This is a genomic window from Okeania sp. SIO2F4 (assembly GCF_010672385.1).
Classification (GTDB): domain Bacteria; phylum Cyanobacteriota; class Cyanobacteriia; order Cyanobacteriales; family Microcoleaceae; genus Trichodesmium.
The window spans coordinates 1-10585 of record NZ_JAAHGT010000274.1 but is presented as its reverse complement, the minus strand read 5'-3'; the positions used below and the strand labels follow the sequence as shown (position 1 = coordinate 10585).

The window sequence follows — 10585 nt, the reverse complement described above, 5'->3', positions numbered from 1 at the left end:
TAAGCTGAAAAATTCTTGGTGCAGTAAACTCAACTTGAAGGGATAGGAAAAGGAAACAAATTATGGCGAATGAAGAGCAAATGATAGCAGGTTCAGAATACCTGAAAAGGAATTATGGCCTTTCCTCAGCTCCCTTTGAAGCATATCTTAACTATGGGTATGTACTGCTCGTTATTGCTGGAGCTGATGGAGATGTCCCAGAGTCAGAGATGAACTGGTTAATAAATCATCAACGGATGGTTGGCGCTCCTGAAGAAGTGATAGAAAAATACAAAACATTTGACTACAAGAATGCCAAGTTAGAAGACCTGTTGCCCAAGATCAAAGCAGATGTTCCCACTTGGTCGGCACAAAGAACGTTGCTGTATCATGCCATTAAAATGTCTCGAGCAGATAAGGATTACTCAAAAGAAGAGCAAGAAGCTGTTAAAAAAGCGGCTGAACTGTTGGGAGTTCCAGAGGATATTACTGTAGCTCTAAAGGTATTAGTAGAGATGGAAGAAAAAACTGAGAGTATGCTGAAGGCGCTAATTCTGACTGAAACCTTGTAATTAGCTGGAATTATTGAAGTAGCACTCAGCTTTGTAGGTTGGGTTGACCTTAAGAAAACCCAACAACTCTAATATGTATATGTTGGGTTGCGAGATACGCTTAACCCAACCTACTCAATTAGCTAGCTCCACTACCTATCAAAATATCCCGCACTCGCACAGGTACACAACCATGAGTCATTTGCGCTAACTGCATCGGTTCCCCTTTTCCACAAATATCAGTACCACACTGCTCCCATTCAGCAGCAGTTCCCACTGCATCAACGCTATTCCAAAAATCAGTTGTCATAGAATGATAAGTTACATCTTTCAACATTCCCACAACTTTACCTTTTTTCACTTGCCAAAACGCATCCCCACCAAATTGAAAATTCCGTCGTTGTTGGTCAATAGAAAAACTACCAATACCATCAATTAAAATTCCATCCTCAGTATCAGCAATCATTTCTGCTAAAGTGGCAGTATGACTTCCACCATCAGCACCCGCTTCTAATCCCAAATTGGGAATGCGCACCATAGGTATACTCGACCAACTGTCAGCATAAGCACAACCATTACTGCTACCTCGCCCCAGACGGTCAGCTGTTTCCCTGTCTGTGAGATAATCTACTAATATCCCATCCTTGACAACATACCAATCTTGTGATTTAACACCCTCATCATCATATCCTACTGTACTACGACCTCCTGGTTGGGTACGATCGCATTTAAAGTTAACCCAAGGTGCAGCATATTGAAGTTTACCCATTTTATCGGTAGTGGCAAAACTCGTACCAGCAAAATTAGCTTCATAACCATAAACTCGGTCTAACTCGGTGGGATGTCCGACTGATTCGTGAATGGTTAAAAATAGATTCGTTGGCTTTAAAATTAAAGTAGAACGAATATCGGCAGGTCCCTTGGGAGCATGAACTTTTTCTATTGCTTCCGAGGCAACTCGCTCTACTTGACTCAATAAGTCACTGGAGTTAATATGCTCGTACCCTATATTCAAAGGAGGTCGATCGTAACTACGACTTTGAGCATCATTATTAGCAATAGCTGTACAAGTAAACCCAGGATAGCTACGGTAAATAGTTTGGTCAATTAGGGAATCATTTGTAGAAGCAAATATTTTCTCTTCTTTGGTAAACCTGAGAAAAGAAAAAGCTTTTTTAATCCCCTGCTCTTCATAACTTAATAATTGCTCGTTCAAACTTAAAAGTAGTTCCGCCTTTTCCTGAATGGGAACAGTAAACGGGTCAATTTGGATAGGAGTAACGTAACTATCGCGATAGGTTTCTACAGGTACTAACTGCACAGGTGTTTGTTGACATAGACGACTACCTTTAGCAATATCCACTGCTAAAGCGACAACTCTAGCTATTTCTTCTGGTGTTTGGCGATGACTAGCAGCAAAACCCCAAGCACCGTTGAGCAAAACTCGAACCCCAAACCCAGAGCTAACTTTATCTTGTAGTTGCTTAAGAGAGCGATCGCGAGCTGTCAAATTTTGAGAATGGTAAGTACATAACCGAATATCCCCATATTCACATCCAGCCTGACGAATTAGATCTATTGCTAATGTTGCTAGTTCGGTAGTTTTAATTTTTACTGGTGCTTGTACCATTTTTTTCTTAGTATTAATTTTGTTTTATCTATTGTATACTATCAAAGAATAAATCGGATTTATTGCTATTGTTTTTTAAATCTCAAAGTTTCTTCCATAAACCCGGTTTCTGTATAAGTCTATTTGATAATATCAAAGAAGAAACCGGGTTTATTGCTATTGTTTTTTAAATCTCGAAGTTTCTTCCATAAACCCGGTTTCTGTATAATAAATATTTGGGATAGGCGGTGCGTTACATTTCATTAACACACCCTACTCGACTCCCACTCCCTGTTACCAAATAGTCTCTAAATCTAATATAAACCCAGGCAAAATATTTTCTCCATCAACAGTTTATAGGTATAGCGCTCCTAAATTTTTTGTGAAAAACAATTGTAGGAATTTAGTCTTCAAATCCTATTTTAGCCTGGTTTTGGAGACCAAACCCCTACAATAAAATCTTACAACCTATTTAAGATTATTATATCTTACCAAGCTGTATAAAATAGCTCAAAATTTACCCCTGATAGCTGATAGCTGATAGCTTAAAGCTATATTACCAAATAGTCTCTAAATCTAATATAAACCCAGGCAAAATATTTTCTCCATCAACAGTTTATAGGTATAGCGCTCCTAAATTTTTTGTGAAAAACAATTGTAGGAATTTAGTCTTCAAATCCTATTTTAGCCTGGTTTTGGAGACCAAACCCCTACAATAAAATCTTACAACCTATTTAAGATTATTATATATTACCAAGCTGTATAAAATAGCTCAAAATTTACCCCTGATAGCTGATAGCTGATAACTTAAAGCTATATTACAAAATAGTTTCTAAATCTAATATAAACCCAGGCAAAATATTTCCTCCATCAACAGTTTATAGGTATAGCGCTCCTAAATTTTTTGTGAAAAACAATTGTAGGAATTTAGTCTTCAAATCCTATTTTAGCCTGGTTTTGGAGACCAAACCCCTACAATAAAATCTTACAACCTATTTAAGATTATTATATATTACCAAGCTGTATAAAATAGCTCAAAACTGACCGCTGATAGCTAATAGCTTAAAGCTATAGCAATCAGGAATGATTTGTGAGAAAAAAATGTAGGGGTTTGGAGACCAAACCCCTACGATAAAATCTTACAATCTATTTAGGATTGCTATATATTACCAAATAGTTTCTAAATCTAATATAAACCCAGGCAAAATATTTCCTCCATAAACACTCTCAGGATTTACCAATATTTCCACTTCTTGCTGAGGGCGGTAAACTTCTACTTCTCGTTTTTTTCGATTAATTAACCATCCTAATAACGCACCATTTTTTATATACTCCAACATTTTTTATCGTGTTTTGGGCAAAGTATCCCTAGGAGACATTAATTCCATCACAAAATCAGGACATAAAAGTGCAAACTTATCTTGTTCTTCTACAGTTAAACTATCCCAACGTTCCTGTTTTACCCAAGAAGCATCAGGAGAGCGATCGGCTCCATTTGGTAAAGTAAAACCTCCATTAGAATCAAATACTTTACCTAAGTTGTTTTGACGGTTCCATGCTCTTAGTTGAAAATTTAGATCCGAGTTCCTTTCTGATGTATTTGCTCCTGTAGGTGACATAATAATTAATTCTCCTGTGGCAGTTCTTTCAAATCTTAAATCGTCATTTTCTTGGGCATTGTTGCCAAAATTGTTCTTGGGTGAGATTAATTTTTAATTCTAATCTGGGTGGTAAATAAATTGTCGATGTTTCCATAACTTTGCCTCCTTTACCATTCTTATGTTAATCTGAAGCTTGTCTAATTTATTTTAGAGAATGTTGTATTTTATATAGAATCCGAGTAATTAGTTATCCTATCACTGAGGAGGACCGAGTCAGGAGGACCGAGTCAGGAGTCAGGAGGGGTGCAGAAAGAAAGGATTAAGGAGTAATTTTGCGATTACTGTATGACCGGATTTTATATTAGTCCAATTTTAGAAAGTTTCATAGATTATAAATTGTAGCTTAATAATTAAATAGTTGTGGAATTGTGAGTAGTTAGCTATGGCAAGTCAATATCAAAAAAATCTGTCAAAATTAAAATCTATATTCAAACTTATTGGCTTAGTGGGAACACTGACAATTAATTTTAGTTTGCCTCGGCCAGTTTTAGCAGCTTTCTTAACAAACTGGTTTTTTGACCCAGATAATAATCAACTTCAGTTTACTCTCCCAGCAGGTACAATTCCTAGTTATTCTGTTGAAAACCAACCTGCTCGTCTAGTTGTCTACATTCCAGATACCGAGGTTAGTGTAAATGTGACTGAATTATATCCAGCAGGGTTGGTGCGTCGAGTTAGTCTCGCTCAAGAGCAACCAACACAAGCAAAAGTTGTTATAGATTTTGCTCCGGAAGTAGCTATATCAACTAAACAAGTAAAATTAGAACAGGTTGAACCACAGCAAAATAGTTGGCAGTTGCGTCTACTGGTGGGTGAGGGGGAAATCTCAGAAGCAGCAGAAGAGTCAATCATTTTAGATGGAAATTCTGTTGAACCAGCAATAACAGCAATAGAAACTACAGAACCAGAAGTAGATACTGTTGAAGCAGCAATAACAGCAACAGAAACTATAGAAGTAGAAAATTCGGAATCTACTGTTGAAGAAGATAATCAAGCTTCTACTCCACCAAAGCAAGATAGAGTAGGTTTTCTAGAAACAGACCCCAAAGCAGAATCTCCTCTACCAAACCCCCCTCCTTCTGCAGACCCTTCCATTCCATTCTTGGTTATTCCTACTGACAAACCAGATAGTGTAAATTCTCCATTAATAGACGCTTTGGGTAATCAACAACCTCCTACTGAACCTTCTGAAATTGCGGAAGTGCCGCAACTCCAAGCTAAAGAAACTGAAGATACTTTTGTTCCACCTCCCCCAGAACCTGAACCTGTAGAAGAACCAAACTATAGCAATACCAAATCAGTAGATGTGATTTCTTTTGGAGAACCTTTACCTGGAACTTCGGGGAAAAAGCAATCTGAAGATGATACTTCTATATTAATTGAGGAAGGAGAGATAATAGGTTTAATTTACCCCACTGGAGAGGTTACACTACCACGCGGTATTGAGATACAGGAAGTTTTGCTTCTCGAAGAGGCGATCGCTGATGAATCTGGTAGAATTATAGTACCAGCTAAAACACCTGTAGTCGGTGGTTTTGATAGTAATAGTCACGGTAGCAAATTCACAGCCAGAGCTATATATATAAATGGTCGTTTTATCCCTTTTTCTGCTGAATCAGAATTCCTCCGAGGTCATCGTCACGTTAATGGAAAAGTTTTGGGCGCCAGTAGTGCTGGTGGGGGATTAGCATTACTGCTCCTTACAGGTTCAGGTTTTGGTTTCTTGGCAGGAGCGGCGCTTGGAGCTGGTACTGTTGTTTTGACTTCTCCCCGTGAACCAGTCACTGTGGAAGCTGATGAAATTGTAGAAGTGCTTGTGGTTGAAGATTTACCCCGCTCCAGATTTTATGATATTAGCAATTTTTAGGTGTTATAGCGCTACGCGCAGGTCAGATAGGGCAGGCATCGGATTGGCAACGTACAGAAGTAATCTCTGATAAATTAAAATTTATCAGGACTTACGCAAAAAATGAAATTATACGCCATCTGTAGGGGTTAACGGCCGTTAACCCCTACTATATATCGTGATTATGCGTAAGTCCTGTTTATATTTTACCATTACTATGCAGAACTACCTTATCTTTTTGTTGCCTACCTTTACCCATAATATACAACTCACAATTATCTACATCAACATCTTTAAGATCCAACTTAATCACTTCAAGACACCTCAAAGCATTACTCCACAATAACTGAACCAACGCCCGATCGCGCACCAGACTCGGAGAACTTAAATCTATCTGACTAACAATCTCCTGAAACTGCTGAGGTTTCACCCCCGTCGTATCCTGATACTTATGCTCCGCCACCTTAACTCTCAAAGCAGAATTATTCAACTTACCGGAAAATTAAGGTATAAAGCCTCTCCATTCATGGAGAAAAAAGCGGTCGGAAAGCGGAGAATTCCGAAGGATGGGATGCCGAGGTCTCCGTTCCCTCCGGGACGCTACGCGAACTTCGAAGCTTTGCGAAGCGCAAACGCTTGCCTCCAATCTCCCAAGACAGCGGTTGTTTAGCGTTCCGCACAACGCGCGTTAACGCTTCGCGACATGAATTGCTCGCAGTCCGTTAGGATGGGATGGCGAGGTCTCCGTTCCCTCCGGGACGCTACGCGAACTTCGAAGCTTTGCGAAGCGCAAACGCTTGCCTCCAATCTCCCAAGAGAGAAGAAAAAAATTCCTTGAGCGCCAATCCTCAATGTTATAAGAAGAGGTAATTATTAATTATTAATTATTAATTATTAATTATTGAAAGCCGTTTTCCTGCACGGTAGACCACAGTAGGGACGTTGCATAAGGGCGTCCCTACAAAGTTTTGGTTATGGCAATGTGGTTCATCAAGAGCGAAAAGCGCTGTCAAATCACACCTACCAATATCCGATGCAAACTTCACCAAAGAACGGAGCGCCTCTATCCGACGATCGCTCGTCGCCGGAGCTAAATCCCTAGACTCCATATCATGCTTAAACTTCAAGACCAAATGAGTCGCCTGATGCTTACCCATACTCAAACATAACTGATATCAAATCCGCTTAATTGTGTATAAAAAAATGTTCCATCTTCACGAATTACCAAATCTTTCTAGCTATTCCCATCTCCCCACACTCCCCACACTCTTATATCTAATTACACCGATACTACCGGATTTGATCTGAATATTTGGAGCAGACCTCTCCAACTCATAAAACCTAAACATAAGCACGGCGCGTAGAAGGCGATCGCTTCTGATTAAGTAACTCCACCAGAATTTCGTCACTCGAAGAGGCCAATTTCTCCGAAGTATCGGCCAAAACTAGCCCAAATGTGTCCAATCCAATTTTTCACTCATGGGGACTCCACATTGATAAATAATTGCCAAACTGGCATTTTTTGGAAGTTGAAGTTGAGTAATATTTCCACAGAACTGTTCAACATGAAACGCAACATGAAAAACGCGGGTTGTGCGGAGCGCTAAACGCCATATCCAATCTCCCAAGAGAGAAGAAAAAAAATTCCTTGAGCGCCAATCCTATCCGTTATAAGAATAGGTAATTATTAATTATTAATTGTTAATTGTTAATTATTAATTATTGAACGTTTATTTATAACTGATATCATTTCCGTATCGGAGCGCTATAGAACTCCGCTCCGCGCTCCGCGACCAAAAAACTTTCTCCTTTTTATACTTTCTTTTTCCCCTCTTCCCTCCTGACTCGGTCTTCCTGACTCCTGAGGACTCCCTCGTTATTTATAACTATTCAACCGGACATGATATGACATGATATTAGAAATCGTTATTTTCAGGTGGAGCAAACCCCGGTCCTAGTTGATTTTTCAAGAATAGGTTTTGAGCGCTGTCGTTTTGATAAATGCAATCAATCTCTGGTTCATCGTTAATATTTCCTGTATACCCGAAGGTATTCATCCGGTTTTTACAATCACGCACTTGCTCATTGTTGACTAATTTTCTTTGCTCTAAAATTGCCCAGTTATTTCTGCGGATGACACATCCTGGTTCTATACCAGGCTGAGATATGTATACATTAAAAGGGTTCAAAGTCAAGAAAACGCGCATATTCATTACCATTGCGCTAGCTCCAAACTGTACACAAAGTTCGGGGTTTGGTACACTGCGATCTATAAATTCACGAGATGCCACGTTTTGTGGGGTAAAATTAGCAGTGGAGCTAAAGGCAATGCCAATGCCAATACCCAAAACAAATACTCCTCCTAAAATTGCTAGAGTAGCATAATTGAATCTGGATGGTTGGCTGGTGGTTTGAGTTCTACGTTTCATATATAATTTTCTTTGTAAGTTATTTGAGTGGCTTTTGGGCCATTAATCATGGGCAAAGCTCGATTTGTGTTTTTCCTAATATATTTCTACAACAAATTTTAGCAGGGAAATTATTAGTGTTGACTAGGCATAAATAAGTATTAAAAATACTTGTTTTGATTAATGGGATGACAATTCTCGAATCAGGGGTTCTTCGGTCAAAACTTCAAATAAACAAGTCAGGTGGCAAAAATATAATTTTTTATTTATTATTTTAGTGTAATATTAAGTTTTATGTTATATATATAAGAATATAAACCTTGTATTAGTTTTATTAAACAGGATAAAGTAGTGTCTGTCGAGACTATAGAAAAACGTTCCACAGTCCGTAAACTTGCACCACGTTATCGCGTTTTACTCCATAACGATGATTTCAATAGTATGGAGTATGTAGTGCAAGCATTGATTAAGACAGTGCCGAGCTTAACTCAGCCCCAAGCTGTCAGTATTATGATGGAAGCTCACAATAGTGGTATTGCACTGGTGATTACCTGTGCTTTAGAACATGCTGAGTTCTACTGCGAAAATTTGAAAAATCAGGGACTAACTAGCACTATAGAACCTGATGAGTAATTTGATTTTAACAGGACTTAGAACATCTAGGAAAAAATTATTGGCTTGAGATTTTCCCTGTCATTCGTAATCAGAATAAATACTTTGTTTTGCCTAAGTCCGATGTAATATACAAACCGAGTTTCGATTTTGAGAAGCTCGGTTTCTCATTTTTTTTGTGTTGGGGATGCCAAATTTATCATTATTCGGCAAAATAGCAAACTTTTCCGCTCCAGCAAGGATCGGAATTTTTATTTTAACATTACTTCTGAGTTGGATACCACTGGCAGGACCAATATATTTTTTTGGACAAGATACCAACTTGGCAAGTATATTGGCGATCGCTCTACTCTACATTGAGTTTATTATTTTGGTTCGGTTTTGGGGAAAGAAGGTTTATCAGGAACCCCACCTATTACATCGCTACGGTTTAGTAATAAGTAGGCGTAATTTTCAAGGATTTTTGCAAGGTTTAGGAATAGGTTTATTTAGTCTATTTAGTCTGTTTATATTGGAGATATTTTTGGGGTGGGTAGTATGGCAGTCTCCCTCAGAAAAGTTACTGCAATTTATTTTTGAAGGTTTATTAGTTTCTGTAGGTATTGGTTTTGCTGAAGAGTTATTATTTCGGGGTTGGTTATTAGATGAGTTGGAGAGAAATTATCAAGAAAAAGTAGTTTTATGGGTGAGTAGTATTGTTTATGCAGGGCTACATTTTATTAAACCTATTGGGGAAATTTTACGAACTTGGCTGCAATTTCCTGGTTTAGTTTTATTGGGTTTAATATTTGTTTGGGCAAAACGTAGTAGTAAGAAAAAGTTAGGGAAAAATACTGATTATAAACAAGAGTTATTGGGTTTTCCTATGGGTATTCATAGTGGTTTAGTGTGGGGATATTACATTATTAATGTGGGTGGTTTAGTGAAATATTCTGATGCAGTTGGGGAGTTAGTAGTTGGGGTAGATGGTAATCCTTTAGCAGGTTTAATGGGGTTGTTATTTTTAGGAGCGATCGCTCTGTGGATGAGAAAATTTGTGTCTGATTAAGATAGGAATTGTAGCTTTACCAGAAATTATAGCACTACGTTAATTAGTTAGGGCATTTATAAATGCTCAAACTCACTTGGGAATTACTTCTGACTCCTTACTTCTGATTTATGACTTGCGCCTAGGGCTATAATACTCTAGCTTTGATACTTTATAGTATAGATACATCTGACCAATAATTTGCCTATTTTCCCTGACAAAAAAACTTAAATACATCATGTTGATTGTTCTGATAATTAGCATAATTTCTGTTTAATTGGAATCTTAATCTTAAATGTTGTTCCCTCCCCTAGTGCAGAACAACAAATAATATTTCCGTGATGCTTTTCTACAATAATTTGATAACTAATAGATAATCCTAATCCTGTCCCTTTACCTTTTGGTTTAGTAGTAAAGAAAGGGTCGAAAAGCTTTTTTTGTACTTCCTGTGGTATGCCAGGTCCGTTATCTGTAATTCTAATTTCTAGCCATTCTTTGGCAATTATTTCTGTATGAATTTTAATCACACTGACATTATTATTTATCTCTTCAATTGTTCGTTGTTGATTGTATTCATTAATAGCATCAATGGCATTACCAATAATATTTATCAAAACTTGGTTTAGTTGATTAGGATAAAAATCGATGAGGGGTAAATTTTGATATTCTTTGACAACTTTAATTTCTGGATATTGAGAATTAGCTTTCACACGACTTCCTAAAATTATTAATGTATTTTCAATAGCTTCTTGAACGTCAATTTTTTCAAATTCTGTTTTATCCATTCGAGAAAAATTGCGCATAGCTACAATAATTTCATAAATTTGCTCCGTGCCATTTCTCATTGATTTATATATTTTCTTGAGGTCTTCGACTAAGAAGTCCGGATCTA

The 10585-nt window shown here is 37.7% G+C and carries 10 protein-coding genes and 1 pseudogene; 4 read left to right on the top strand and 7 right to left on the bottom strand.

Annotation, left to right across the window (positions count from 1 at the left end; translation table 11 throughout):
* Positions 1–62 precede the first annotated feature (62 nt).
* Positions 63–551 carry a TerB family tellurite resistance protein gene (locus tag F6K22_RS18150; protein WP_293100676.1) on the top strand — a complete coding sequence of 163 codons (489 nt, stop codon included), beginning with the start codon at positions 63–65 and terminating at the stop codon, positions 549–551.
* 118 nt (positions 552–669) lie between these two features.
* Here F6K22_RS18150 and F6K22_RS18145 read toward each other — a convergent pair whose 3' ends face one another.
* Both F6K22_RS18145 and F6K22_RS18140 read right to left on the bottom strand, forming a co-directional pair.
* Entirely contained in the window at positions 670–2160 is a 1491-nt protein-coding gene (locus F6K22_RS18145; protein WP_293100673.1) for a TldD/PmbA family protein, read from the bottom strand.
* A gap of 1145 nt (positions 2161–3305) precedes the next feature.
* Positions 3306–3894 (bottom strand): annotated as a pseudogene (locus F6K22_RS18140) (Uma2 family endonuclease).
* Positions 3895–4182: 288 nt separating this feature from the next.
* Between F6K22_RS18140 and F6K22_RS18135 the strand changes: the two are divergent.
* The gene (locus tag F6K22_RS18135; RefSeq protein WP_293100670.1) at positions 4183–5667 is read left to right on the top strand and encodes an AMIN domain-containing protein; all 1485 of its coding nucleotides are present in this window, start codon (positions 4183–4185) and stop codon (positions 5665–5667) included.
* A 178-nt stretch (positions 5668–5845) separates the two neighbouring features.
* Here F6K22_RS18135 and F6K22_RS18130 read toward each other — a convergent pair whose 3' ends face one another.
* The 4 genes from F6K22_RS18130 to F6K22_RS18115 all read right to left on the bottom strand — a co-directional run bounded on the left by F6K22_RS18130 (position 5846) and on the right by F6K22_RS18115 (position 8075).
* On the bottom strand, positions 5846–6136 hold the full coding sequence (locus tag F6K22_RS18130; RefSeq protein ID WP_293100667.1) for a tyrosine-type recombinase/integrase: 291 nt from the start codon (positions 6134–6136) through the stop codon (positions 5846–5848).
* A gap of 397 nt (positions 6137–6533) precedes the next feature.
* The gene (locus F6K22_RS18125; protein WP_293100664.1) at positions 6534–6803 is read right to left on the bottom strand and encodes a hypothetical protein; all 270 of its coding nucleotides are present in this window, start codon (positions 6801–6803) and stop codon (positions 6534–6536) included.
* A gap of 184 nt (positions 6804–6987) precedes the next feature.
* Positions 6988–7110, bottom strand: coding sequence for a hypothetical protein (locus F6K22_RS18120; protein WP_293100662.1), 123 nt, complete (start codon positions 7108–7110; stop codon positions 6988–6990).
* A 452-nt stretch (positions 7111–7562) separates the two neighbouring features.
* On the bottom strand, positions 7563–8075 hold the full coding sequence (locus F6K22_RS18115) for a DUF3172 domain-containing protein (protein ID WP_293100659.1): 513 nt from the start codon (positions 8073–8075) through the stop codon (positions 7563–7565).
* 330 nt (positions 8076–8405) lie between these two features.
* Between F6K22_RS18115 and clpS the strand changes: the two genes are divergently transcribed.
* Positions 8406–8687 (top strand): ATP-dependent Clp protease adapter ClpS, encoded by a 282-nt coding sequence (gene clpS, locus F6K22_RS18110; protein ID WP_293100656.1) that lies wholly within the window; start codon positions 8406–8408, stop codon positions 8685–8687.
* Positions 8688–8853: 166 nt separating this feature from the next.
* The gene (locus F6K22_RS18105) at positions 8854–9714 is read left to right on the top strand and encodes a CPBP family intramembrane glutamic endopeptidase (protein ID WP_293100653.1); all 861 of its coding nucleotides are present in this window, start codon (positions 8854–8856) and stop codon (positions 9712–9714) included.
* Between the two features lie 236 nt (positions 9715–9950).
* Here the strand turns inward: F6K22_RS18105 and F6K22_RS18100 are convergent.
* Positions 9951–10585: sensor histidine kinase (locus F6K22_RS18100; protein ID WP_293100650.1), on the bottom strand; the 635-nt coding region annotated here is incomplete at its 5' end.